Origin of the sequence: Streptomyces sp. NRRL WC-3605 (assembly GCF_001509795.1) — a bacterium.
In the GTDB taxonomy this organism is placed as follows: domain Bacteria; phylum Actinomycetota; class Actinomycetes; order Streptomycetales; family Streptomycetaceae; genus Streptomyces; species Streptomyces viridochromogenes.
In genome coordinates this window covers 173,116-197,944 of record NZ_LLZN01000001.1, presented here as the reverse complement: position 1 = coordinate 197,944, position 24,829 = coordinate 173,116, and the positions used below count along the sequence as shown (strand labels likewise).

The 24,829-nt window shown below is 69.3% G+C and carries 21 protein-coding genes, 3 tRNA genes and 1 pseudogene; 4 read left to right on the top strand and 21 right to left on the bottom strand.

Annotated features, from left to right (window positions below):
• Nucleotides 1-56 precede the first annotated feature (56 nt).
• The 10 genes from ADL34_RS00970 to ADL34_RS00925 form a co-directional block, all read right to left on the bottom strand.
• On the bottom strand, nucleotides 57-3,956 hold the full coding sequence (locus ADL34_RS00970; protein ID WP_062664053.1) for a DNA-directed RNA polymerase subunit beta': 3,900 nt from the start codon (nucleotides 3,954-3,956) through the stop codon (nucleotides 57-59).
• Nucleotides 3,957-4,053: 97 nt separating this feature from the next.
• Nucleotides 4,054-7,539 (bottom strand): DNA-directed RNA polymerase subunit beta, encoded by a 3,486-nt coding sequence (gene rpoB, locus ADL34_RS00965; protein WP_062664055.1) that lies wholly within the window; start codon nucleotides 7,537-7,539, stop codon nucleotides 4,054-4,056.
• Nucleotides 7,540-8,093: 554 nt separating this feature from the next.
• Nucleotides 8,094-8,477 (bottom strand): 50S ribosomal protein L7/L12, encoded by a 384-nt coding sequence (rplL, locus tag ADL34_RS00960; protein WP_107115549.1) that lies wholly within the window; start codon nucleotides 8,475-8,477, stop codon nucleotides 8,094-8,096.
• Between the two features lie 110 nt (nucleotides 8,478-8,587).
• Nucleotides 8,588-9,118, bottom strand: a complete 531-nt coding sequence (rplJ, locus tag ADL34_RS00955) for a 50S ribosomal protein L10 (protein WP_055622549.1) — start codon at nucleotides 9,116-9,118, stop codon at nucleotides 8,588-8,590.
• 288 nt (nucleotides 9,119-9,406) lie between these two features.
• A complete protein-coding gene (locus ADL34_RS00950) occupies nucleotides 9,407-10,213 on the bottom strand; it encodes a hypothetical protein (protein ID WP_062664057.1) in 807 nt (268 codons plus the stop codon).
• Nucleotides 10,214-10,341: 128 nt separating this feature from the next.
• Entirely contained in the window at nucleotides 10,342-11,067 is a 726-nt protein-coding gene (rplA, locus tag ADL34_RS00945) for a 50S ribosomal protein L1 (protein WP_062664059.1), read from the bottom strand.
• An 83-nt stretch (nucleotides 11,068-11,150) separates the two neighbouring features.
• Nucleotides 11,151-11,585 carry a 50S ribosomal protein L11 gene (rplK, locus tag ADL34_RS00940; protein WP_055622551.1) on the bottom strand — a complete coding sequence of 145 codons (435 nt, stop codon included), beginning with the start codon at nucleotides 11,583-11,585 and terminating at the stop codon, nucleotides 11,151-11,153.
• A 167-nt stretch (nucleotides 11,586-11,752) separates the two neighbouring features.
• Nucleotides 11,753-12,604 (bottom strand): transcription termination/antitermination protein NusG, encoded by an 852-nt coding sequence (nusG, locus tag ADL34_RS00935; RefSeq protein WP_062664062.1) that lies wholly within the window; start codon nucleotides 12,602-12,604, stop codon nucleotides 11,753-11,755.
• 81 nt (nucleotides 12,605-12,685) lie between these two features.
• Nucleotides 12,686-12,967: a preprotein translocase subunit SecE gene (gene secE, locus ADL34_RS00930; protein ID WP_062664063.1), complete on the bottom strand. Its 282-nt coding sequence runs from the start codon at nucleotides 12,965-12,967 to the stop codon at nucleotides 12,686-12,688.
• Between the two features lie 108 nt (nucleotides 12,968-13,075).
• Nucleotides 13,076-13,148: transfer RNA gene (locus ADL34_RS00925), tRNA-Trp, on the bottom strand.
• Between the two features lie 282 nt (nucleotides 13,149-13,430).
• On the opposite strand from ADL34_RS00925, the gene ADL34_RS00920 reads away from it, so the two are divergent.
• Nucleotides 13,431-14,657, top strand: coding sequence for a pyridoxal phosphate-dependent aminotransferase (locus ADL34_RS00920; protein ID WP_062664066.1), 1,227 nt, complete (start codon nucleotides 13,431-13,433; stop codon nucleotides 14,655-14,657).
• 123 nt (nucleotides 14,658-14,780) lie between these two features.
• Nucleotides 14,781-15,821 (top strand): adenosine deaminase, encoded by a 1,041-nt coding sequence (locus ADL34_RS00915; RefSeq protein WP_062664068.1) that lies wholly within the window; start codon nucleotides 14,781-14,783, stop codon nucleotides 15,819-15,821.
• Here the strand turns inward: ADL34_RS00915 and ADL34_RS34455 are convergent.
• Nucleotides 15,805-16,458 (bottom strand): annotated as a pseudogene (locus ADL34_RS34455) (hypothetical protein); the annotation flags it as partial. The gene ADL34_RS00915 and the pseudogene ADL34_RS34455 sit on opposite strands and share 17 nt — an antisense overlap.
• Before the next feature lie 24 nt (nucleotides 16,459-16,482).
• The gene (locus tag ADL34_RS00910) at nucleotides 16,483-17,106 is read right to left on the bottom strand and encodes a TetR/AcrR family transcriptional regulator (protein WP_062664070.1); all 624 of its coding nucleotides are present in this window, start codon (nucleotides 17,104-17,106) and stop codon (nucleotides 16,483-16,485) included.
• A gap of 111 nt (nucleotides 17,107-17,217) precedes the next feature.
• On the opposite strand from ADL34_RS00910, the gene ADL34_RS00905 reads away from it, so the two are divergent.
• Nucleotides 17,218-17,850, top strand: a complete 633-nt coding sequence (locus ADL34_RS00905) for an NAD(P)-dependent oxidoreductase (RefSeq protein ID WP_062664072.1) — start codon at nucleotides 17,218-17,220, stop codon at nucleotides 17,848-17,850.
• Between the two features lie 20 nt (nucleotides 17,851-17,870).
• Here the strand turns inward: ADL34_RS00905 and ADL34_RS00900 are convergent, their stop codons facing one another.
• The 9 genes from ADL34_RS00900 to ADL34_RS00860 form a co-directional block, all read right to left on the bottom strand.
• Nucleotides 17,871-18,926: a UDP-N-acetylmuramate dehydrogenase gene (locus tag ADL34_RS00900; protein ID WP_062664074.1), complete on the bottom strand. Its 1,056-nt coding sequence runs from the start codon at nucleotides 18,924-18,926 to the stop codon at nucleotides 17,871-17,873.
• A gap of 85 nt (nucleotides 18,927-19,011) precedes the next feature.
• Nucleotides 19,012-19,392, bottom strand: a complete 381-nt coding sequence (locus ADL34_RS00895) for a DUF3291 domain-containing protein (protein WP_062664076.1) — start codon at nucleotides 19,390-19,392, stop codon at nucleotides 19,012-19,014.
• Between the two features lie 46 nt (nucleotides 19,393-19,438).
• Entirely contained in the window at nucleotides 19,439-20,902 is a 1,464-nt protein-coding gene (locus ADL34_RS00890; RefSeq protein WP_062664078.1) for an MFS transporter, read from the bottom strand.
• Between the two features lie 92 nt (nucleotides 20,903-20,994).
• Nucleotides 20,995-21,564 carry a TetR/AcrR family transcriptional regulator gene (locus tag ADL34_RS00885; protein ID WP_199835504.1) on the bottom strand — a complete coding sequence of 190 codons (570 nt, stop codon included), beginning with the start codon at nucleotides 21,562-21,564 and terminating at the stop codon, nucleotides 20,995-20,997.
• Between the two features lie 118 nt (nucleotides 21,565-21,682).
• On the bottom strand, nucleotides 21,683-22,111 hold the full coding sequence (locus ADL34_RS00880) for a MaoC family dehydratase (RefSeq protein ID WP_062664080.1): 429 nt from the start codon (nucleotides 22,109-22,111) through the stop codon (nucleotides 21,683-21,685).
• A 5-nt stretch (nucleotides 22,112-22,116) separates the two neighbouring features.
• The gene (locus ADL34_RS00875; protein WP_062664082.1) at nucleotides 22,117-22,575 is read right to left on the bottom strand and encodes a MaoC family dehydratase N-terminal domain-containing protein; all 459 of its coding nucleotides are present in this window, start codon (nucleotides 22,573-22,575) and stop codon (nucleotides 22,117-22,119) included.
• Nucleotides 22,576-22,828: 253 nt separating this feature from the next.
• Nucleotides 22,829-22,993 carry a 50S ribosomal protein L33 gene (gene rpmG / locus ADL34_RS00870; protein WP_003948671.1) on the bottom strand — a complete coding sequence of 55 codons (165 nt, stop codon included), beginning with the start codon at nucleotides 22,991-22,993 and terminating at the stop codon, nucleotides 22,829-22,831.
• 90 nt (nucleotides 22,994-23,083) lie between these two features.
• Nucleotides 23,084-23,156: transfer RNA gene (locus ADL34_RS00865), tRNA-Met, on the bottom strand.
• Between the two features lie 46 nt (nucleotides 23,157-23,202).
• Nucleotides 23,203-23,275, bottom strand: a tRNA-Thr gene (locus ADL34_RS00860).
• A 273-nt stretch (nucleotides 23,276-23,548) separates the two neighbouring features.
• Between ADL34_RS00860 and ADL34_RS00855 the strand changes: the two genes are divergently transcribed.
• Entirely contained in the window at nucleotides 23,549-24,808 is a 1,260-nt protein-coding gene (locus ADL34_RS00855) for an amidohydrolase family protein (protein WP_062664084.1), read from the top strand.
• The last annotated feature ends 21 nt before the right edge of the window (nucleotides 24,809-24,829 follow it).

Genomic DNA, 24,829 nt, shown 5'->3' with positions numbered 1-24,829 from the left:
GACACGCCGAAGGGCGGCCACCCCGAGGGGTGACCGCCCTTCACACGATCGCTCGCTTACTGGTTGTACGGACCGTAGTCGTAGTCCTCCAGCGGAACGGCCTGGCCGGAGCCGGTGCCGAACGGCGAGTAGTCGATGTCGTCGTAGCCGACGGCCGAGTACATCGCGGCCTTGGCCTCCTCGGTCGGCTCGACCCGGATGTTGCGGTAGCGGGACAGACCCGTACCGGCCGGGATGAGCTTACCGATGATGACGTTCTCCTTGAGGCCGATGAGCGAGTCGGACTTGGCGTTGATCGCCGCGTCCGTGAGGACTCGCGTCGTCTCCTGGAAGGACGCCGCCGACAGCCAGGACTCCGTGGCCAGCGAGGCCTTGGTGATACCCATGAGCTGCGGCCGGCCGGAGGCCGGGTGACCGCCCTCCTGGACCACACGACGGTTCTCGGTCTCGAACTTCGAGCGCTCGACCAGCTCGCCGGGCAGCAGCTCGGCGTCGCCCGACTCGATGATCGTCACACGGCGGAGCATCTGCCGGATGATGATCTCGATGTGCTTGTCGTGGATCGACACACCCTGCGAGTTGTAGACCTTCTGGACCTCGCCGACCAGGTGGACCTGGACGGCACGCTGACCCAGGATGCGCAGCACGTCGTGCGGGTTGGTGGCACCCACGGTGAGCTTCTGACCCACCTCGACGTGCTCGCCCTCGCTGACCAGGAGACGGGCACGCTTCGAGATCGGGTACGCCGTCTCGTCGCTGCCGTCGTCCGGGGTGACGACGATCTTCTTGGTCTTCTCGGTCTCCTCGATCCGCACGCGGCCGGTGGCCTCGGAGATCGGGGCGACACCCTTCGGGGTACGGGCCTCGAAGAGCTCGACGACACGCGGCAGACCCTGGGTGATGTCGTCACCGGCCACACCACCGGTGTGGAAGGTACGCATCGTCAGCTGGGTACCGGGCTCACCGATGGACTGGGCGGCGATGATGCCGACCGCCTCACCGATGTCGACCAGCTTGCCGGTGGCCAGCGAGCGGCCGTAGCACATGGCGCAGGTGCCGACCTGGGACTCGCAGGTCAGGATCGAACGGGTCTTGACCTCCTCGACACCGTGGTGCACCAGCTGGTCGATGAGCACGTCGCCCAGGTCCACGTTGGCCGGCGCGATCACCTTGCCGTCGATGACGACGTCCTCGGCGAGCATGCGGGCGTAGACGCTGGTCTCGACGTCGTCCGCCTTGCGCAGCACACCGTCGGCGCCGCGGTTGGCGATCCGCAGCTTCAGACCGCGCTCGGTGCCGCAGTCCTCCTCGCGGATGATGACGTCCTGCGAGACGTCCACCAGACGACGGGTCAGGTAACCCGAGTCGGCGGTACGCAGGGCGGTGTCCGCCAGACCCTTACGGGCACCGTGCGTGGAGATGAAGTACTCCAGCACGGACAGGCCCTCACGGAACGACGCCTTGATCGGACGCGGGATCGTCTCGTTCTTCGCGTTCGACACCAGACCACGCATACCGGCGATCTGACGCATCTGCATCATGTTGCCTCGTGCACCCGAGTTCACCATCATGAAGATCGGGTTGGTCTTCGGGAAGTTGTCGTTCATCGCCTCGGCGACCTCGTTGGTCGCCTTGGTCCAGATCGCGATGAGCTCCTGCGTGCGCTCGTCCTTGGTGATCAGACCGCGCTCGTACTGCTTCTGGACCTTCTCGTCCTGCGCCTCGTAGCCCTTGACGATCTCCTTCTTCGCCTCGGGAACGACGACGTCGGAGATGGCCACGGTGACGCCGGAACGGGTCGCCCAGTAGAAGCCGGACGCCTTCAGGTTGTCGAGCGTCGCCGCCACGATGACCTTCGGGTAGCGCTCGGCGAGGTCGTTGACGATCTCGGAAAGCTGCTTCTTGCCGACCTCGTAGTCGACGAACGGGTAGTCCTCGGGCAGCAGCTCGTTGAAGAGCGCGCGGCCCAGGGTCGTCCGCAGACGGAACGAGTCACCCTGCTGCCACTCCGGCTCGCCCTCCTCCTGCGCCGGCGGGGTCCAGCCGCGCGGCGGGATGGTGCCGACCGGGAAGCGGATGTCGATCTTCGACTGGAGCGAGAGCTCGCCGGCGTCGAAGGCCATGATCGCCTCGGCCACGGAGGAGAAGGAGCGGTCCTCGCCCTTCACGTCCCGCATCTCGCCGTCGGTGGTGAGGAAGAACAGACCGAGGACCATGTCCTGGGTCGGCATCGTCACCGGACGGCCGTCGGCGGGCTTGAGGATGTTGTTCGAGGACAGCATCAGGATGCGGGCCTCGGCCTGCGCCTCCGCGGACAGCGGCAGGTGCACGGCCATCTGGTCACCGTCGAAGTCCGCGTTGAACGCGGTGCAGACGAGCGGGTGGATCTGGATGGCCTTGCCCTCGACCAGCTGCGGCTCGAAGGCCTGGATGCCGAGGCGGTGCAGGGTGGGAGCACGGTTCAGCAGAACCGGGTGCTCGGCGATGACCTCTTCGAGGACGTCGTACACGACCGTGCGGCCGCGCTCCACCATGCGCTTGGCGCTCTTGATGTTCTGCGCGTGGTTCAGGTCGACCAGGCGCTTCATCACGAACGGCTTGAAGAGCTCCAGCGCCATGGCCTTGGGCAGACCGCACTGGTGCAGCTTCAGCTGCGGGCCGACGACGATGACGGAACGCGCCGAGTAGTCGACTCGCTTGCCGAGCAGGTTCTGACGGAAGCGGCCCTGCTTGCCCTTGAGCATGTCGGACAGCGACTTCAGCGGACGGTTGCCCGGACCGGTGACCGGCCGGCCACGACGGCCGTTGTCGAAGAGCGCGTCGACGGCCTCCTGGAGCATGCGCTTCTCGTTGTTCACGATGATCTCGGGCGCGCCGAGGTCGAGAAGCCGCTTCAGGCGGTTGTTGCGGTTGATGACACGGCGGTACAGGTCGTTCAGGTCGGAGGTCGCGAAGCGGCCACCGTCCAGCTGCACCATCGGACGCAGGTCCGGCGGGATGACCGGCACGCAGTCGAGCACCATGCCCTTGGGGCTGTTGCTGGTCTGCAGGAACGCGGAGACGACCTTCAGGCGCTTGAGCGCACGGGTCTTCTTCTGGCCCTTGCCGGTGCGGATGATCTCGCGGAGGCGCTCGGCCTCCTCGTCGAGGTCGAAGGACTCCAGGCGCTTCTGCAGCGCCGCGGCACCCATCGAGCCGTCGAAGTACGTGCCGAAGCGGTCACGCAGCTCGCGGTAGAGGAGCTCGTCACCCTCGAGGTCCTGGACCTTGAGGTTCTTGAACCGGGTCCACACCTCGTCCAGGCGGTCGATCTCGCGCTGCGCACGGTCGCGCAGCTGCTTCATCTCGCGCTCGGCACCCTCGCGCACCTTGCGGCGCACGTCGGCCTTGGCACCCTCGGCCTCGAGCTCGGCCAGGTCGGTCTCGAGCTTCTTGGCGCGGGCCTCCAGGTCGGCGTCCCGGCGGTTCTCGATCTGCTGGCGCTCGACCGAGACGTGCGCCTCCAGGGAGGGCAGGTCGCGGGTGCGGCGCTCCTCGTCGACGTACGTGATCATGTACGCCGCGAAGTAGATGACCTTCTCGAGGTCCTTGGGCGCCAGGTCCAGCAGGTAGCCGAGGCGCGACGGGACACCCTTGAAGTACCAGATGTGCGTGACGGGGGCGGCCAGCTCGATGTGGCCCATCCGCTCACGGCGCACCTTGGCGCGGGTCACCTCGACGCCGCAGCGCTCACAGATGATGCCCTTGAAGCGGACACGCTTGTACTTGCCGCAGTAGCACTCCCAGTCCCGGGTGGGGCCGAAGATCTTCTCGCAGAAGAGGCCGTCCTTCTCGGGCTTGAGGGTGCGGTAGTTGATGGTCTCGGGCTTCTTGACCTCGCCGTGGCTCCACTGACGGATGTCGTCAGCGGTGGCCAGACCGATCCGGAGCTCATCGAAGAAGTTGACGTCGAGCACTATGCGTCAATCCCTCTCAGGGTTGTAAGTCTGTGGTCTGAAACGGGGGCCTGGGGGTCGGCGGGGCCCTGTGGGTGAGGGCCCCGCCGGACTCCCGTCAGACCTCTTCGACGCTGCTCGGCTCGCGCCGGGACAGGTCGATGCCGAGCTCCTCCGCAGCGCGGAAGACGTCCTCGTCGGTGTCACGCATCTCGATGGACATACCGTCGCTGGACAGCACCTCCACGTTCAGGCAGAGCGACTGCATCTCCTTGATGAGCACCTTGAAGGACTCGGGGATGCCGGGCTCGGGGATGTTCTCGCCCTTGACGATGGCCTCGTAGACCTTCACGCGGCCGGTGACGTCGTCGGACTTGATGGTCAGCAGCTCCTGGAGGGCGTAGGCGGCGCCGTACGCCTCCAGCGCCCACACCTCCATCTCGCCGAACCGCTGGCCACCGAACTGGGCCTTACCACCCAGCGGCTGCTGGGTGATCATCGAGTAGGGGCCGGTCGAACGGGCGTGCAGCTTGTCGTCGACCAGGTGGTGCAGCTTCAGGATGTACATGTACCCGATGGAGATCGGGTCCGGGAACGGCTCACCGGAGCGGCCGTCGAACAGCCGCGCCTTACCGGTCGGCTGCACCATGCGCTCGCCGTCCCGGTTCGGGATGGTGTGCTGCAGCAGACCCGCCAGCTCGTCCTCCCGCGCACCGTCGAAGACCGGGGTCGCGACGTTGGTGCCGGGGGCGACCTGGTCGGCGCCGATGGCCTGGAGGCGCTGCGCCCACTCCTCGCCGAGGCCGGAGACGTCCCAGCCGCGGCTGGCGAGCCAGCCGAGGTGGATCTCCAGGACCTGTCCCGGGTTCATTCGGGACGGGACACCCAGCGGGTTGAGGATGATGTCGACCGGGGTGCCGTCCTCCAGGAACGGCATGTCCTCGATCGGCAGGATCTTGGAGATGACGCCCTTGTTGCCGTGACGGCCGGCGAGCTTGTCACCGTCGGTGATCTTGCGCTTCTGCGCGACGTAGACGCGCACCAGCTGGTTCACACCGGGGGGAAGCTCGTCGCCCTCCTCGCGGTCGAAGACGCGCACGCCGATGACCTTGCCGGTCTCGCCGTGGGGCACCTTCAGCGAGGTGTCACGGACCTCACGGGCCTTCTCACCGAAGATCGCGCGGAGCAGGCGCTCCTCCGGCGTCAGCTCGGTCTCACCCTTGGGCGTGACCTTGCCGACGAGGATGTCACCGGCGATGACCTCGGCACCGATGCGGATGATGCCGCGCTCGTCGAGGTCGGCGAGGACCTCCTCGGAGACGTTCGGGATGTCCCGGGTGATCTCCTCGGGGCCGAGCTTGGTGTCACGGGCGTCGACCTCGTGCTCCTCGATGTGGATCGAGGAGAGGACGTCGTCCTGCACGAGGCGCTGCGACAGGATGATCGCGTCCTCGTAGTTGTGACCCTCCCACGGCATGAACGCCACGAGCAGGTTCTTGCCGAGGGCCATCTCGCCGTTCTCGGTGGCCGGACCGTCGGCCAGGACCTGGCCCTCGATGATCCGGTCGCCCTCGTGGACGATGACCTTCTGGTTGACCGAGGTGCCCTGGTTGGAGCGGGCGAACTTGGCCAGGCGGTACGTGATGTACGTGCCGTCGTCGTTGGCGGTGGTGATGTAGTCCGCGGAGACCTCCTGGACCACACCGGCCTTCTCGGCCTTGACGACGTCGCCGGCGTCGACGGCGGAGCGGTACTCCATGCCGGTGCCGACGAGCGGGGCCTCGCTCTTGATCAGCGGCACGGCCTGACGCATCATGTTCGCGCCCATGAGGGCACGGTTGGCGTCGTCGTGCTCGAGGAAGGGGATCATGGCGGTCGCGACCGACACCATCTGGCGCGGCGACACGTCCATGTAGTCGACGTCGTCACCGGGGACGTAGTCGACCTCGCCGCCACGACGGCGGACCAGGACCCGGGCCTCCTCGAACCGCATGTCGTCGTTGAGCGTGGCGTTGGCCTGCGCGATGACGAAGCGGTCCTCCTCGTCGGCCGTCAGGTAGTCCACCTCGTCGGTGACCTGACCGTCGACGACCTTGCGGTACGGGGTCTCGACGAACCCGAACGCGTTGACGCGGCCGTACGAGGCGAGCGAACCGATCAGACCGATGTTCGGGCCTTCGGGCGTCTCGATCGGGCACATGCGGCCGTAGTGCGACGGGTGGACGTCACGGACCTCGAAGCCGGCCCGCTCACGGGACAGACCACCCGGGCCGAGCGCGGACAGACGACGCTTGTGCGTCAGCCCGGACAGCGGGTTGTTCTGGTCCATGAACTGCGACAGCTGGCTGGTGCCGAAGAACTCCTTGATGGAGGCGACGACCGGCCGGATGTTGATCAGGGTCTGCGGCGTGATCGCCTCGACGTCCTGGGTGGTCATGCGCTCGCGCACGACGCGCTCCATACGAGCCAGACCCGTACGGACCTGGTTCTGGATGAGCTCGCCGACGCTGCGCAGACGACGGTTGCCGAAGTGGTCGATGTCGTCGGTCTCGACGACGATGCTCTGACCGCTGTCGGCGACCGTCTCGGTCTCGCCCGCGTGCAGCTTGACCAGGTACTTGATCGTCGAGATGACGTCCTCGACGGTCAGGATGCCCGCGTCCAGCGGAGCGTCCGCACCCAGCTTCTTGTTGACCTTGTAGCGGCCGACCTTGGCGAGGTCGTAGCGCTTGGGGTTGAAGTAGAGGTTCTCGAGCAGCGTCTGCGCGGCCTCACGCGTGGGGGGCTCGCCCGGACGCAGCTTGCGGTAGATGTCGAGCAGCGCGTCGTCCTGGCCCTGGGTGTGGTCCTTCTCCAGGGTGGCGCGCATCGACTCGTACTCGCCGAACTCCTCGAGGATCTGCTCGGTGGTCCAGCCGAGCGCCTTCAGGAGGACGGTGACGGACTGCTTGCGCTTGCGGTCGATGCGCACACCGACCATGTCGCGCTTGTCGATCTCCATCTCGAGCCAGGCACCACGGGACGGGATGATCTTGGCGGAGAAGATGTCCTTGTCGGACGTCTTGTCGATGGAGGAGTCGAAGTAGACGCCGGGCGAGCGGACCAGCTGCGACACCACGACACGCTCGGTGCCGTTGATGACGAAGGTGCCCTTGTTGGTCATGAGCGGGAAGTCGCCCATGAAGACCGTCTGGGACTTGATCTCGCCGGTCTCGTTGTTCGTGAACTCGGCGGTGACGAAGAGCGGGGCCGCGTACGTGAAGTCGCGCTCCTTGCACTCGTCGATGCTGTTCTTCGGGGGCTCGAAACGGTGGTCGCGGAACGTCAGCGACATCGACCCGGAGAAGTCCTCGATCGGGGAGATCTCCTCGAAGATCTCCTCGAGGCCGGACTTGGTGGGGACGTCCTGACCGGACTCCAGAGCCGCCTCGACCCGACTCTGCCAGGCGGTGTTGCCGAGCAGCCAGTCGAAGCTCTCGGTCTGCAGCGCGAGCAGGTTCGGAACCTCGAGGGGCTCCTTGATCTTTGCAAAAGAGATGCGCAGCGGGGCGGTGCTGGCGCCGTTGTTCGTATTCGCGGTCGAGGCGTTGCGCGAGGCGGCCAAGAGGGGGTCCTTCCGAGGGCTCGGACTCACTACGCGCGTACCGGCCCCTCACTCCCACATCGGGACAGACCTCGTCCGATCCGGCTGTTGGGCCAGGTCGGAGATGTCCGGTCGGCGATACTGAGGCGAGGGCAGACCCCTGGTGACGGGCAGGGGACAGCTAACAGGCAGCGCAAAGGGTCAGTGTAGCCACTTGGCACACTGATGTCCAGTCCCGGTTTTCAGAGACCCTCATTGTTCTCAACGCCTGCGCCATGCCTGCCTTCAACGCACGTTGATACTGCCCTCTTCGTCGCCGATCCATGCCTCGGATACGGATCCTTGTGACGACGCGTCCTGAGAATTGCGCGCTGCGTGCGGTTCGTCAAGGCCCTCATACCCGAACCCCGGGCCGACCAGGGACACGACGAAGATCACCATACCCCCCGACGAACGCGGTGCAAGGCAACCGCGGCCACACCCCGGGAACGCCGAAGAGCGACCACCCGAATGGATGATCGCTCCTCGGTACGCTCGCGTTACAGCCCTAGCGGGCCGCTGCGTTCGTGAAGGTCTTACTTGACCTCGACGGAGGCGCCGGCGCCCTCGAGGGACTCCTTGGCCTTGTCCGCGGCCTCCTTGTTGACCTTCTCCAGAACCGGCTTCGGCGCACCGTCGACCAGGTCCTTGGCCTCCTTCAGGCCGAGGGAGGTCAGCTCACGCACGACCTTGATGACCTGGATCTTCTTGTCGCCGGCACCGGTGAGGATGACGTCGAACTCGTCCTTCTCCTCCGGGGCCTCGGCGGCGGCGGCCGGACCGGCCGGGCCGGCAACGGCGACGGCGGCAGCGGCAGTGACGTCGAACTTCTCCTCGAACGCCTTCACGAACTCGGAGAGCTGGATGAGGGTCATGCCCTCGAACTCGGCGAGCAGTTCGTCCTGGGTGAGAGCCACGATGGCTTTCCTTCCACTAATTCGGCAGGTGCCGGATGTACATGTGCTGGCGGGCGTACGTTGGCCCGCTACGACCTCCGCCTCAGGCGGCGGCGGTCATCGTGCGAGCCGAATTACTCGGCACCGCCCTGCTCGTCCTGCTTGGCACGAAGCGCGTCCACGGTGCGGACGAGCTTCGACGGGAGCGCCTGGAAGACCTGAGCAGCCTGCGTCTGCTTGCCCTTCAGAGCGCCCGCCAGCTTGGCGAGCAGAACCTCGCGGGACTCGAGGTCCGCAAGCTTCTTGATCTCGTCGGCGGACAGCGCCTTGCCGTCAAGGACACCGCCCTTGATGACGAGATTCGGGTTGTCCTTGGCGAAGTCGCGCAGACCCTTAGCCGACTCCACCGGGTCACCGGTGACGAAGGCGACAGCCGTCGGACCGTTGAACAGGTCGTCCAGCGTCGAGATCCCGGCCTCGTTGGCCGCAATCTTGGTCAGCGTGTTCTTCACCACGGCGTACTGGGCGTTCTCACCGAGCGAACGACGCAGCGTCTTGAGCTGCGCCACGGTGAGACCGCGGTACTCGGTCAGCACGGCAGCGCTGGAGTTGCGGAACTGCTCCGTCAACTCCGCCACTGCGGCAGCCTTGTCGGGCCTCGCCATAGAGTCTCGGCCTCCTTCCGGGTGATTCTGACCGCGCGGACCCGAAGGAGGACTGGGGAAAACGAAACGCCCCGGCGCAGGCGCACGGGGCGGACTCGACCGGTATTGCACACAGGCTGTGCGCACTCCGGGAGTTCTTCCACTGACACCTGCGCGGGTCGTCCGCTAATCAGCGGATCCTTCGGCCACCGCACCCTCATCCGAGCGCACGGCAACGACCAGCGGTCTTTGGCTTCTGTAGGAGAGTACGGGACGCCGTCGCCGTCAGGCAAATCGCCCCTTACGGCATCAGCTCCGCGGCCCGCTCCCGAGGAGTTCCTGCAGGTCGGCGGTGTCCCCGGCCGGTGGCTTGCGGACCGTGACCCCGACGCCGTAGCCGCGGTAGTAGGCGGTCTGGGTCAGCGCCCCCGTGGCCGTGCGGCCCTTCTCGACCTTCTTGACGAGCAGGTGCCGGTCGTCGACCCAGATGTCGACGGTCTGCGCGTCCGCGCCCTCCCCCGGCACCGTGCCGGAGTAGTGCGTGGCCCGCGTGCCCCGCACGGTCTCCTCGCCGACCCTGCGGACGTCCGAGGACGCGAGGAGCCGCTTCACCGAGGTGTGCGGCGCGGTGTCGCGCATCCGGTCGGCGAGGTCGGCGCCGGAACTGCCCGCGAGGCGCTCCAGGTCGTCGTAGGCGTACCGGATCCAGTGCCTGCCGTCGGTCTTGCCGGCGAACAGCTCGCCCATCCGCGCGTAGTACGCGTCGGGGAGGTAGCGGGCCTCCATCGACGTCGTGCCCAGGCGGCGCATCGTCTCGGCCGTGCTGCCGCCCGTGTACCGGATGCGCAGGGTGCCGGTGAGAGGGCCGCGCCAGGCGAGGGTGCCGCGGGCCGTCATGGAGAGCGCGGAGCCCATGGTGGTCGTGGACTCCACGTACGAGGACGCGGCGCGGTCGGTGGACCGCTCGGCCTGGCGCAGGGCGGCCGTCACGGCCGGGGCGGGCGCGGTGCGCTCGGGGCCCGCGGAGCCGTCGGGGGCGGTGCAGGCGGCCAGAGCCGCCAGCGCGGCCGGCAGGGCGGTCCACGACGCCGGCCGGTGTGCCCTCGTGCTCGTCATGCGTCCCCCCGTGCGGTTCCCGTGAAGGCACGTTAACCCAGGGCACGGACACAGCGGGTGGGGACAGGGAACGGGCCCCGCACCCAGAAGGTGCGGGGCCCGTGTCCGACTTCGGTGAGCTGGAAGGCTCAGACCGCGGCCGGGTCCTCCTCGACGAGGAGGTTGCGGGTGCGGTTGGAGTCGACCGGAATGCCGGGGCCCATCGTGGTGCTGATGGCGGCCTTCTTGATGTAGCGACCCTTCGCGGCGGACGGCTTCAGACGGAGGATCTCCTCCAGGGCCGCGCCGTAGTTCTCCACCAGCTTGGTGTCGTCGAACGACGTCTTGCCGATGATGAAGTGCAGGTTCGAGTGCTTGTCGACGCGGAACTCGATCTTGCCGCCCTTGATGTCGTTGACAGCCTTGGCGACGTCCGGCGTGACGGTGCCGGTCTTCGGGTTCGGCATCAGACCACGGGGGCCGAGGACGCGGCCGAGACGGCCGACCTTGCCCATGAGGTCCGGGGTGGCGACGACGGCGTCGAAGTCCAGACGGCCCTTCGACACCTCGTCGATGAGCTCGTCGGCACCGACGATGTCGGCGCCCGCGGCACGCGCGGCCTCGGCACGGTCACCGGTCGCGAAGACCAGGACCCGGGCGGTCTTACCGGTGCCGTGCGGAAGGTTCACGGTGCCACGGACCATCTGGTCGGCCTTGCGCGGGTCGACACCCAGGCGGAAGGCGACCTCGACGGTGCCGTCGAACTTGGTCGTGGAGGTCTCCTTGGCGAGACGGACGGCCTCGAGCGGGGCGTAGAGCTTCTCCCGGTCGATCTTGGCGTCCGCAGCGCGGAGAGACTTGCTGCGCTTGCTCACTACTGCTCCTGTGTGTTCTTAGGAGTCGTGGTCGGGGCCGAGCAGGCCCTCCCACGTTCTGCTTGTCGTACGGGGGGTGGAGGTCAGCCCTCGACCGTGACGCCCATGGAACGCGCGGTGCCGGCGATGATCTTCGACGCGGCGTCCAGGTCGTTGGCGTTGAGGTCGGGCAGCTTCGTCTGGGCGATCTCGCGGACCTGCGCCTCGGTGATCTTGGCGACCTTGGTCTTGTGCGGCTCGCCGGAGCCCTTCTCGATGCCCGCGGCCTTGAGGATCATCTTGGCGGCCGGGGGCGTCTTGGTGATGAAGGTGAAGGAGCGGTCCTCGTAGACCGTGATCTCCACCGGGATGACCCAGCCACGCTGCGACTCGGTCGCGGCGTTGTAGGCCTTGCAGAACTCCATGATGTTGACGCCGTGCTGACCCAGCGCGGGGCCGACCGGCGGGGCCGGGTTCGCGGCACCGGCCTGGATCTGGAGCTTGATGAGCCCCGTGACCTTCTTCTTCTTGGGAGGCATTGCTCTCCGGTTCCTCTCTTCGGGTCCTACCTGCCCCCAGATGGCGTTCCTGGACGCAGGCATACCGCACAACGATAACGGGTATAGATGCGCGGCCTGAAACCGAGCAGGTCAGACAGGCTGCGGGACAGCCGGTCTGACCTGTTCGGAAGCTCTTCCTGAAGAAGCTAGTTCTTCTGGATCTGGTCGAAGCTCAGCTCGACCGGCGTCTCGCGGCCGAAGATCTCGACGAGACCCTTGACCTTCTTCGAGTCGGCGTTGATCTCGTTGATCGTGGCCTGCAGCGTGGCGAACGGGCCGTCGGTGACGGTGACCGAGTCGCCGACCTCGAAGTCGAGCACCTGCACCTCGACCTTGCGCTGCGGCGCCGGCTTGCCCTCGGCCTCGGCGGCCTCGCGGGCGGCCTTCTCCTCGGCCTCCGGGGCGAGCATCTTGACGATCTCGTCCAGGGTCAGCGGGTACGGGTCGTAGGCGTTGCCCACGAAGCCGGTGACGCCGGGCGTGTTGCGGACGACGCCCCAGGACTCGTTCGTCAGGTCCATGCGGACCAGGACGTAGCCCGGCAGCTTGTTCTGCTTGATCGTCTTGCGGTCGCCGTTCTTGATCTGGACGACCTCTTCCTGCGGCACCTCGGCCTGGAAGATGTAGTCCTCGACGTTCAGCGAGACGGCGCGCTGCTCCAGGTTGGTCTTCACGCGGTTCTCGTAGCCGGCGTAGGTGTGGATCACGTACCACTCGCCGGGCAGGGTGCGGAGCTCCTCGCGGAGGGCGGCGACGGGGTCGACGGGCTCGGCCTCCTCCTCGGTCGCCTCGTCCGCGTCCTCGGCGTCGGCGGAGGCTTCCTCGGAGTCGTCCGAAGCGTCCTCGGCGGTCACCGCGGCTTCCTCGGCGGGCTCGCCCGCCTCGGCGTCGGCAGCCTCGACCTCGTCCAGGTCCTCGTCCGCGCCCTCGACGATGTCGAGCTCGTCGTCCACGGACTGGTCCGGCTCGACGGCGTCGTTCAGGTTCTGGTCAGACACGGTGGCTGCTTCTTCCTGGATACATAGGGGTGGAACATGCGAAAGGGGCGCCGGTAACCCGCGGCGCCCTTCGCTCTGTGCTCAGCCGAAGACGTACTTGGCTGCGTGGTCGAGCCCATAGTCAATCACGGTCACGAGACCGATCATGATGACGACGAAGATGATCACCACAGTGGTGTACGTCGTCAGCTGATTGCGCGTCGGCCAGACGACCTTCCGGAGTTCCGCGACGATCTGGCGGTAGAACAGCGCGAGCCGCTTCAGCGGGCCCTTCTTGCCGCGCTTGCCGCCCTTACGCGTCTTCTTCTCCGGCGCCTCGTCCTCGGCATCAGGCATGTCGATGGAGCCCACGGCGTCCGTCACTCGTCCTCACCTGATTCCGGGTCGTGGCCGTGCCGCGCCCGGTTTGAGCCGCACGGCGGTGCATTGCTGTACGTACATGCGCACACATCCTGGCGAAGGTGTGTGTAGCAGGGCCGGAGGGACTTGAACCCCCAACCGCTGGTTTTGGAGACCAGTGCTCTACCAATTGAGCTACGACCCTTTGTGTGTCCCCCAACGTACCGCATCCGCGCGGATGCTCGCTGTGCACCGTGCGACGGCGGCTGCTGAAGGCCAACGAGGTGAGAGTGTACGTGGTCCCGGGCGCCCCGTCGAACAGAAAGTGGCCGATGGGGACGTGGCCGCCGGAGGATCGCCGGACGAGCGGCCGTCGGCGGACACAAGATCGCGCTGGCCGAGGGCGGGATCCGGACGGATGTTCAGTGGATGTTCAGTCCGTGAAACCCGTGTGCCGGGCGCGTTTCCTGTCTGAAACGATGGGGCCATGAGCGCTGCAACCCCTCCGACCGAGCGCCGGGTCTCCGCCCGAATCGGCGCGATCTCCGAGTCCGCCACCCTCGCCGTGGACGCCAAGGCCAAGGCCCTCAAGGCCGCCGGCCGTCCGGTGATCGGCTTCGGCGCCGGTGAGCCCGACTTCCCCACCCCCGACTACATCGTCGAGGCAGCCGTAGAGGCCTGCAAGAACCCGAAGTACCACCGTTACACCCCGGCCGGCGGTCTTCCCGAGCTGAAGGCCGCGATCGCCGCGAAGACGCTGCGCGACTCCGGCTACGAGCCTGACGTCTCGCAGATCCTCGTCACCAACGGCGGCAAGCAGGCCATCTACGAGGCCTTCGCCGCGATCCTCGACCCGGGCGACGAGGTCATCGTCCCGGCGCCGTACTGGACGACGTACCCGGAGTCGATCCGGCTCGCGGGCGGTGTCCCCGTGGAGGTCGTCGCCGACGAGACGACCGGCTACCGCGTCTCCGTGGAGCAGCTGGAGGCGGCCCGCACCGAGAAGACGAAGGTCGTCCTCTTCGTGTCGCCGTCCAACCCGACCGGCGCCGTCTACACCGAGGCCGAGACCGAGGCGATCGGCCGCTGGGCCCTCGAGCACGGCCTGTGGGTCCTCACGGACGAGATCTACGAGCACCTGGTGTACGGCGAGGCCGCCGCGGTCTCCCTGCCGGGCCTGTTCCCCGAGCTGCGCGACAAGTGCGTCGTCGTCAACGGCGTCGCCAAGACCTACGCCATGACGGGCTGGCGGGTCGGCTGGGTCATCGGCCCGAAGGACGTCGTCAAGGCCGCGACCAACCTCCAGTCGCACGCCACGTCCAACGTCTCCAACGTGGCACAGGCCGCCGCCATCGCCGCCGTCTCCGGCGATCTGGAGGCCGTCGCGAAGATGCGCGAGGCGTTCGACCGCCGGCGCCGGACGATCGTGCGGATGCTCAACGAGATCGACGGCGTGGTCTGCCCCGAGCCCGAGGGCGCCTTCTACGCGTACCCGTCGGTGAAGGCCCTGCTCGGCAAGGAGATCCGCGGCAAGCGCCCGCGGAGCAGCGTCGAGCTGGCCGAGCTGATCCTGGAGGAGGCCGAGGTCGCGGTCGTCCCGGGTGAGGCGTTCGGCACGCCGGGCTATCTGCGCCTGTCGTACGCGCTCGGCGACGAGGACCTCGTCGAGGGCGTGAGCCGTATCCAGAAGCTGCTGGCGGAGGCCCAGGACTGACGTCCCCCGTCCGCCCGAGGGCACCTCCGGATCTCCGGAGGTGCCCTCATTTGTTTGTGCGAGCAAGACCACTAAAGGGGAAACCGCTACCGGGACCGCTCGGGCGTGCGGCAGGATCTGGGAATGGAGCGTGTACGTGATGTCTCTGAGCTGCCGAAAGCCCATCTGCACCTGCACTTCACCGGCTCGATGCGGCCGACGACCCTGCTGGAGCTGGCCGACAAGTACGGGGTGCGTCTGCCCGAGGTCCTGACCGACGCGCTGACCAGAGGTGAGTCCCCCAAACTGCGGGCCACGGACGAGCGGGGCTGGTTCCGCTTCCAGCGCCTGTACGACGCCGCGCGCTCGTGCCTGCGGCAGCCGGAGGACATCCAGCGCCTGGTCAGGGAGGCCGCCGAGGAGGACCTGCGGGACGGCTCCGGCTGGCTGGAGATCCAGGTCGACCCGACGTCGTACGCGCCCCGGCTGGGCGGGCTGATCGCGGCGCTGGAGATCATCCTGGACGCGGTCGACACCGCGGCGCGGGACACGGGGCTGGGGATGCGCGTCCTGGTCGCCGCGAACCGGATGAAGCACCCGCTGGACGCGCGCACGCTGGCCCGGCTCGCCGTGCGCTACGCCGACCGGGGTGTCGTCGGCTTCGGCCTGTCCAACGACGAGCGCCGGGGCATGGCCCGTGACTTCGACCGCGCCTTCCACATCGCGCGGGAGGGCGGCCTGCTGTCGGCGCCGCACGGCGGCGAACTGACCGGGCCCGCCTCGGTCCGGGACTGCCTGGACGACCTGGACGCGCACCGGATCGGCCACGGGGTGCGCGCGGCGGAGGACCCTCGGCTGCTGAAGCGCCTCGCCGACCGGGGCGTGACCTGCGAGGTGTGCCCGGCGTCGAACGTCGCCCTCGGTGTGTACGAGAAGCCCGAGGACGTCCCGCTGCGCACCCTGTTCGAGGCGGGGGTGCCGATGGCCCTGGGCGCCGACGACCCGCTGCTCTTCGGTTCACGGCTCGCCGCCCAGTACGAGATCGCCCGGCATCACCACGGCTTCAGCGACGCGGAGCTGGCGGAGCTGGCCCGTCAGTCCGTACGGGCCTCGGCCGCGCCCGAGGAGACGAAGAAGAAGCTGCTGGCGGACGTGGACGACTGGCTGGTCGGCTCGGCCGTCTGAAGTGGGCGTAGGGCGGATACGGCTTGAAGCAGACCAGCACCTCGAAGGGGTGCCCGCCGCCGGGCGGCTGGACCAGCGGCAGCCCCGTCATGAACGCGACGTGCCCTTCGGCGACGCGTTTCTGGCGGGGCCCGAAGCCGGCCGCGTAGGCGCAGTCCTCGGCGGACTCGGCGAACACCTCCCGGCCGCCGAACAGGAAGAGCGTGCGCGCGTGGGTGGTGTGCCGTAGGTCGTCGCGGTCCCGGCTCTCCTGCCAGGCGCGCGCGTCCCGTGCGGTGCGCGCCTCGTCGGTGCGGACGGTCAGCGGGGTGCCCTGGCGCAGACCGCGGCGCAGTCCGGGCCAGTGGCTGGGGCGCAGGCCGAGGGTGCGGTGGGCCAGGACGAGGTCGATCCGCTCGCCGTGGCCCTCGTCGGGCGGGACGCCGTCGCGCAGGGGCACGTGGACGATCGTGTGCGGGGAGCGGGAGGCGAAGGAGAACAGGGCGGCCAGCCGGCTCAGGCCGTCGTGGTCGCCGAGCAGCAGGCCGATGGGGTCGGGGGCGGTCAGCGAGGTGTGGCGCAGGGGTGTCCTCGGCTGGACGACGCGGTGGACGTGCGGCCCTGTCCGGGGCCGGAACTCGGTCAGCCTCAGCCGCATGTGCGATGCCTCATGGCGTCAGGGTCATGGGCGGGCGGCGTCCGCCGCAACGGAGATTCCGTCCAGCAGGGTCCGTGCGAGCCGGGCGGCGAAGGCGGCCGCGGGCGGGCGGGCGTCCTCCGGGCCGGCGTCGTAGGCGAACGCGCGCTGGGCGCAGGCGCCGAGGAGCAGGGAGGCGGCCGCGAAGGTGTCGGCCCCCGCGTGGACGCGGCCCACGGCCTGCTCGGCACGCAGATAGGCGTCGAGGGCCTCGATGGGCACGTGCGGGCCGGCGCCGATCTTGCGCAGCGCCTCGTCGTGCCGCCGCTTGAGCTGGGGCTCGGCGTACAGGGAGGCGGCGATCGGGAAGCTCTGCTCGTAGAAGAGGGCGGCCTGCTCGGCGATGCGGGCCAGGTTGTCCTCCAGGGTGCCGGTGCCGGGCTCGGCCGTGAGGGTGCCGAGCAGCGGGGTCAGCCGGGGCAGCCGCTCGCCGAGGACCCGGACGAACAGCTCCTCCTTGCTCTCGAAGTACTTGTAGAGCGCGGCCTCGGAGCATCCGGCCGCCTTGGCGATCTCCTTGGTGGTGGCCCGGGCGAGACCGACGGTGAGCAGCAGGTCATGGGCGGCGTCGAGGATGCGGACGCGGGCGGGCTTCTGCACGGATTCCACGAAGCGGACCTTACCGGGGGTTGACGAGTGGGTGAGTACTTACCCACTCTAGAGACGGAGCGGGGGTGAGTGAACACTTACCCACCAATCGTCTCGAGATCGGGGAGAGCCATGAAGCTCACGGTGTTCGGTGCCACCGGAGGCATCGGTCAGGAGATCGTCCGCCAGGCGCTCGCCGCCGGGCACGAGGTGACGGCGGTCGTACGGGATCCCGCACGACTGCCGGTCACGGGGGCGGGGCTGGAGGTGTTCCGCGCGGATCTGACCGACCCGGAGGCCGTGCGTCCCGCGGTGTCCGGCCGGGACGCGGTCCTGTCCGGCCTCGGCGCCCGCACCCGCAAGGACGCCGGGGTCACCGCGCGTCTGACGCGTACGGTGCTGCGGGCCATGGAGGCCGAGGGCACGCGCCGGCTGCTGGTGGTGAGCGCGGCGCCGCTCGGGCCGGCCGCGCCGCAGGACGGCCCGCTGGACCGGACGATGCACGCCGTGGTCTCCCGGGTCCTCAGGAGCGTCTACGACGACCTGCGGGAGATGGAGGCGGAACTGGCCCGCAGCTCGGTGGAGTGGACGTCGGTCCGGCCGCCCCGGCTCCAGGACAAGCCGGTCGGCGGCGGGTACCGCACGGTGATCGGCGGTACCCCGGCCCGGGGCCGCTTCATCGGCCGCGCGGACGTGGCGCACGCGATGCTGGCGATGACCCAGGACGCGAGGACGGTGAAGCAGGGCGTGGGGGTGGCGTACTGACGCCCTTGCGGGCAGCGCCTCTAGAGGCTGACGCCGACCGTCACCGGCTCGTTGACCAGCGTGATCCCGAACGCCTCGCGGACCCCGGCGACGACCTCGCGGGCCAGCGCCAGCAGGTCCTCGGTGGTCGCATCGCCCCGGTTGGTGAGGGCGAGGGTGTGCTTGGTGGAGATACGGGCCGGGCCGCTGCCGTAGCCCTTGGTGAAGCCGGCCTTGTCGATGAGCCAGGCCGCGGAGGTCTTGGTGTGCCCCTCCCCCGCCGGGTACGCGGGCGGCTCCACGCCCTCGCCGAGACGCTCGTCCACGCGCGCGCGGAACGCCGCGAACTGCTCGTCGGTCAGGATGGGGTTGGTGAAGAACGACCCGGCCGACCAGGTGTCGTGGTCGTCGGCGTCGAGCACCATGCCCTTCCCGGCGCGCAGCTTCAGGACGGTCTCCCGCGCGGCGGCCAGCGGCACCCGGTCGCCGACCTCCACGCCCAGGGCGCGGGCCGTCTCGGCGTACCGGACCGGCGCGGAGAGCCCGTCCGCGTCCTCCAGCTCGAACCGGACGCGCAGGACGACATAGCGCTCGGGATCGGACTTGAAGCGGCTGTGGCGGTACGAGAAGGCGCACTCCTCGTTCGTCAGCGTGACGGTCTCGCCGGCCCGGCGGTCGTAGGCGATCACCTCGGTGATGGTCGCGGAGACCTCCTGGCCGTACGCCCCCACGTTCTGGATCGGGGTGGCGCCCGCGCTGCCGGGGATGCCGGCGAGGCACTCGACGCCGGCGAGCCCGGCCTCGACGGTGCGGGCGACGGCGTCGGTCCACACCTCGCCCGCGGCCAGCTCCAGGGTGGTGCCGTCGAGCTCGACGCCCCGCGTGGCGATGACGAGGGCGGTGCCGTCGAAACCCTTGTCGCCGATGACCAGGTTCGACCCGCCGCCGATGACCAGCAGCGGGGTCCCCGCGGCGTCCGCCTCGCGCACGACGTCGATCACCTCGGCGTCGGTGGTGGCGGTGACCAGGCGGGTGGCCGGGCCGCCCAGCCGGAAGGTGGTGAGGGGGGCGAGGGGGGCGTCGTGGAGTACCTGCACGCGCCCAAGACTACGAGACGGTGCCGACGGCCCCGGCACCCCTGTGGATGCCGGGGCCGTGACGGGCTCCACGCGCGCGTGCCGGTCAGGTGAGCCGGCGCCGCGCCTCGGTCCAGTCCAGCGGGAGAGCGTCGCCCGGCACCTCCCAGCGCGCGAACGTCGCGTCCCGCATCTGCCCGGACAGTCCCCGGGCGGTCGGGGCGTGCGGGCCGGAGCGGGCGAAGTCCTTCAGCGCGGCCGGCGACTCCCAGGCGGACAGGGTCCAGAAGGTCTTCTTGAACACCTCGGCCTTCAGCGTGGCGCCGTACGCCCCGGGCGCCCGGCTCACCTGCCGCCACACGCCCGGCGTGCGGAGGAAGAAGGCGAACGCTCCCCACAGGGTGCGGGTCTCGAAGCGGGAGGCGAAGACGTGCACGTCGGTGCCGGGCGGAACGGGGTTCGGCGTGGTCCAGGGAAGCGTGGGCACAGCTGGTCCTCTCTTTCTCGGTGGACGGACGCGGGGTGGGGCGAGCTCATCTGGAGGCCGGCTGGAGCTCGCGCTCCGGCAGGCTCCCGGCCTCGTCGGCGGCGGCCTCGACGGCGTGCCGGCGGCCCGGGACGAACAGGGCGGCGGCACCGGCGAGTGCCACCACGGCGGCGCCGGTGACCAGGGCGGGCCGCAGCCCGTCGACGAAGGTCTGGCCGGTCTCGTAGCCGCCCTGGGCCGCGAAGATCGAGCCCATGATCGCGATGCCGAGCGCGCCGCCGACCTCGCGCAGGGCGTTGTTGGCACCGGACGCGATGCCCTGTTCCGCGGGGCGGACGCTGGACATGACCAGGTGGGACGCGGGTGCGAAGAACAGCGCCATGCCGACCCCGCTGATGATCAGGCCGGGCAGCTGGGCGGCGTAGGAGACGTCGACGGTGACCACGGACGCCATGTAGGCGAGACCGGCGGCCTGGAGGAACAGCCCTGTGGCGACCACGGGCCGGCCTCCGATGCGGTCCGCCAGGATGCCCGCGACGGGCGCGACCAGCATGGGCATGCCGGTCCAGGGGAGCATCCGCAGACCCGCCTCGGTCGGCGAGTAGCCGAGCACGCCCTGCATGTACTGGCTGAGCAGGAAGATCGACCCGAACATCCCGAGGAACATCAGCAGGCTGGCCGCGTTGATCCCGGCGAAGGCACGGGAGCGGAACAGTCGCATGGGCAGCATGGCGTTGCGGGCCCGGGCGCTGTGGAGGACGAACCCGGCGAGCAGCGCCCCGCCCGCGAACAGGCCGGTCAGGACCAGGCGCCCGGTCCAGCCGTCGGAGGGGCCGCGCACCAGCCCGTACACGATGCCGAAGAGGCCACCGCTGGCCAGCAGGGTGCCGGGGATGTCGAGCGGGGCGCCGGTGCCGTGCGACTCGGCGAGGCGCAGCCGGGCGAGCGGCAGCAGGGCTATGCCCAGCGGGACGTTCAGCCAGAAGATCCACTGCCAGGAGATGTGCTCGGTGAGGCTGCCGCCGATGAGCGGCCCGGACGCGACCGCGAGGCCGTTGACCGCGCCCCAGATACCGAACGCCATCCCGCGCCGGGCCGCGGGCACGGCCGCCGTGAGCAGGGTGAGGGTGAGCGGCATCATGATCGCGGCGCCGACGCCCTGCACCGCGCGGGCGGCGATCAGGGAGTCGATGCCGGGTGCCAGGGCCGCGCCGGCGGACGCGGCGGTGAAGATCGTGATTCCGACGAGGAAGAGCCGGCGGCGGCCGAAGCGGTCCCCGAGCGCCGCGCCGAACATCAGCAGGACGGCGAAGGTGAGCGTGTAGGCGCTGACCGTCCATTCCAGGTCGTGCAGTCCGCCGCCCAGGTCCGCCCGGATGGAGGGCAGCGCGGTGGTGACGACGAGGTTGTCGAGTGCCGCCATGAATCCGGCGATGCTCGTGATGACCAGGGCCCAGACGGCCCCGCGCGGGCTCATCGCCTCCGCGTTGTGATCGGTCCGGTGTGACATCGCTCCCCCAGGAGTATGCGATTCCGCTTGATAGTTATTGATCACTAACTTTTGCGGCCGCAAAAGAGCACGGCGATCCCCGCCGCCCTCCCCTACGACCCGTTCCCGCTCTCGCCCCTCCGGGCGGACTCCATGCCCGCCCAGACCCGATGCTCAGGAGGGAAGCCCATGGCCACCAGGCAGTTGATGAGCATTCCGTACGCCATGAACGTCGTCGTCTCCTGGACGTCCGCCCCCAGTGGCAGATGCACGGTGTCCCACAGGCGCATCCAGCCGGCCCGCACGGCCTCACCGAACTCATGGTCGCCCTCCTGCTCGGCGGCGGCCACGGCGAGGAACATCTGCATCTGCATCATCAGCCGCTCGGGCCGCTCGGAGACCATCCGGTGATAGGCCTCACCCATGGCACGCAGGGCCTCCTCGCCCTCCACGCCATCGGCGGCCTCGGCGAACATCCGGTGGATGTCCTCCACGCACTGCTCGGCGGCGGCCAGGAAGATCGCCCGCTTGCCCGGGAAGAGCCGGAAGAGATACGGCTGCGAGACGCCGACCCGCTTGGCGATCGACTCGGTGGACGTGCCGTAGTAGCCGCCCCGCGCGAACTCGGCCATGGCCGCCCGCACGACGCTCTCGCGCCTTTCCTCCGCACTCATCCTGACCATGCTCCAAAGTTAGTACTCAATCACTAACTAAGTCAAGGGTCTCTGCAGGCATGCGCGGACGAACGGGAAAGGGGCGCCCCACCAGGCGGGACGCCCCTCACTCACACGCGTGCGTGCGTCACGCCAGCCGGACGACCGCCCGGGACATGCCGAGCACCTTCAGCCCGGCGCTCATCACGGTCAGGTCCACACGGACCTTGTTGTCGTCGAGCTTGGCCGCGACCTTGCCGCTGACCTCGATCGTGGCGCCCTTGTCGTCGTTCGGGACGATGACGGGCTTGGTGAAGCGGACGCCGTACTCGACGACCGCCGCCGGGTCGCCGGTCCAGTCGGTGACCACCCGGATCGCCTCGGCCATGGTGAACATGCCGTGCGCGATGACGTCCGGGAGCCCGACCTCCTTGGCGAACTTCTCGTTCCAGTGGATCGGGTTGAAGTCGCCCGAGGCGCCCGCGTACTGCACCAGCGTGGCGCGGGTCACGGGAAAACTCTGGGCGGGCAGCTCGGTGCCGACCTCGACATCGTCATACGCGATCTTCGCCGTCATCGGTCTCAGCCCTGCCCTTCCTCGGCTCCGCGTGCCACGAGCTTCGTCCAGGCCGTCACGACGTGCTCGCCGGCCTCGTCGTGGACCTCGCCGCGGACGTCCAGGATGTCGTTGCCCGCCATGGTCTTGACGGCCTCGATCGTCGAGGTCACGGTAAGCCGGTCGCCGGCCCGCACCGGGCGGGTGTAGGCGAACTTCTGGTCGCCGTGCACCACCCGGCTGTAGTCCAGGCCCAGCTGCGGGTCGGCGACGACCTGCCCGGCGGCCGCGAAGGTGATGGCGAAGACGAAGGTCGGCGGGGCGATCACATCGGGGTGACCGAGCGCCTTGGCGGCCTCCGGGTCCGTGTAGACCGGGTTGGCGTCCCCCACCGCCACCGCGAACTCACGGATCTTCTCCCGCCCCACCTCGTAGGGCTCGGTGGGCGGGTAGCTCCGCCCCACGAAGGACTGGTCGAGCGCCATGGCCCGGAACCTCCTGGTGTCTGCTGCGAATGTGCCGACGCGGCCGCGTGCGTCTGGATGCTGCTGCGTGCGTCTGACGCGGCTGTGCGAGTCCTGATGCTGCTGCGTGCGTCCTGACGCGGCGTTGCGGGTCCTGATGCTGCCGCGTGTGTCCTGATCCGATGCCCGACCGGCCGGAACCAGCCGGTAACCGGGGCGGAAACGACGTGAGGCCGCCCCCACGATCGGGGACGGCCTCACGTACGAGCCTGATTTATCGCGTTTCGCGGTGCGCGGTGTGCGCGTTGCAACGCGGGCAGTGCTTCTTCATCTCCAGTCGGTCCGGGTTGTTACGCCGGTTCTTCTTGGTGATGTAGTTCCGCTCCTTGCACTCCACGCAGGCCAGCGTGATCTTCGGGCGGACGTCGGTGGCAGCCACGTGAGTGCTCCTAAGACGAACGGATGGACTGATTCAACGCAAGAAAGAGTAGCCGATCGAAGGACCGACCCCGCAATCGGCTACTGTCAGTAGCGGTGACCGGACTTGAACCGGTGACACAGCGATTATGAGCCGCTTGCTCTACCGACTGAGCTACACCGCTGTGATGCGATGAGGCCCCGCCTTGCGGCGGGAACTCTTCACACCAGAGCCCCAAAACGGAATCGAACCGTTGACCTTCTCCTTACCATGGAGACGCTCTGCCGACTGAGCTATTGGGGCGAGCGATGAAGACATTACACGGTCTGCCGCCGTTCGCCCAAATCCGTTTCGCGGCCCCCGCCCACACCCGAACACCGGGCCGAACGCCCGCCCTGGGACCGTGCCGCGACCCCGCTCCACGACGGACCACGCCGGTACGACTATTGCGCTCCTACGCGCCAGGGCCGCACGGCCACCCTAGGCTCGACTCACTCTGCGTGATCTTGCATGCCCGGCGCAGTGCCCCGGCAGGGTCCCGCAGCGCCGATGCGCAGCCCGAGCCCCTGGAGCGCGATGCCCGACAGCCAGCCCCAGCCGCCCCCCTCGTCCTCCTCGCCGGGACCCGCCGACCCGGGCTCCCTCCTGTTGTGCGGCGCACACCTCACCGACGGCCGCACCGTCGACGTGCGGCTGAGCGGCGGGCGCATCGAGGCGGTGGGGACGGCCGGGAGCCTGACCGGGGACGGCACACGCGCGTGCGGGTCCCGTGTGGACCTGGGCGGATACCTGCTCCTGCCGGCCCCGGCCGAACCGCACGCCCACGCCGACACCGCCCTCTCCGCCGACGACCGGGACGGACCCGTGTCGTACGCCGCGGAGGACGTCCAGCGCCGGGCCACCGAGGCCGCGCTGCTCCAGCTCGGCCACGGCGCGACCGCGCTGCGGGCCCACGTTCGCGTGGGCGACGTCCAGGAGCTGAACGCGCTCGCCGCCGTCCTCCAGGCACGGCGTTCGCTGCGCGGGCTCACGGAGTTGACGACCGTCGCGATGCCCCGGCTGCTGACCGGTGTGGCGGGGGCGGACGGGCTCGCCGTGCTGCGGGACGCGCTGAAGATGGGCGCCTCGGTCGTCGGCGGCTGCCCCGACCTGGACCCCGACCCGACCGGATACGTCGAGGCCGTCCTGGAGGTGGCCTCCGAGCACGGCTGCCCCGTCGACCTGCACACCGACGCCACCGACCCGGCACGGCTGTCCCGTCTCGCCGCCATGGCGGGCGGCCTGCGGCCCGGAGTCACGCTGAGCCCCTGCGGGGGCCTGGGCCGCCTGCCCGCCGACGTGGCCGCCCGCACCGCCGACCAGCTCGCCGCGGCCGGAATCACGGTGGTGTGCCTTCCCCAGGGCGGCTGCGGGGGCGCGGAACGCCGCGGCACGGCGCCCGTACGGCTCCTGCGCGCCGCCGGGGTCCGGGTCGCCGCCGGCAGCGGCGCCCTGCAGGACGTCTCCAACCCCGTGGGCCGCGGGGACCCGTTCGAGGCCGCCTATCTGCTCGCCTCGCGCCACGGGCTGCGCCCCGAGGACGCGTACGACTGCGTCAGCGCGTCGGCGCGAGCGGCGCTCGGCCTGCCGGAGGTCCGCGTGGAGGCGGGCTTCCCGGCCGAACTGCTGGCGGTGCGCGGCGAGCGCCTCGCGTCGGCGCTGTCCCTGGCGTACAGCCGGATCGTGGTGCACCGCGGCCGTGTGGTGGCCCGCACGAGCGCCGTACGGGAGTACTGCGACTCGGCCGCGACGGCCGAACTCGGGCTGCCGAGGCAGGGGCGCGGGGAGCTGTCGTGACCCGTACGGTCCCCTCATGAC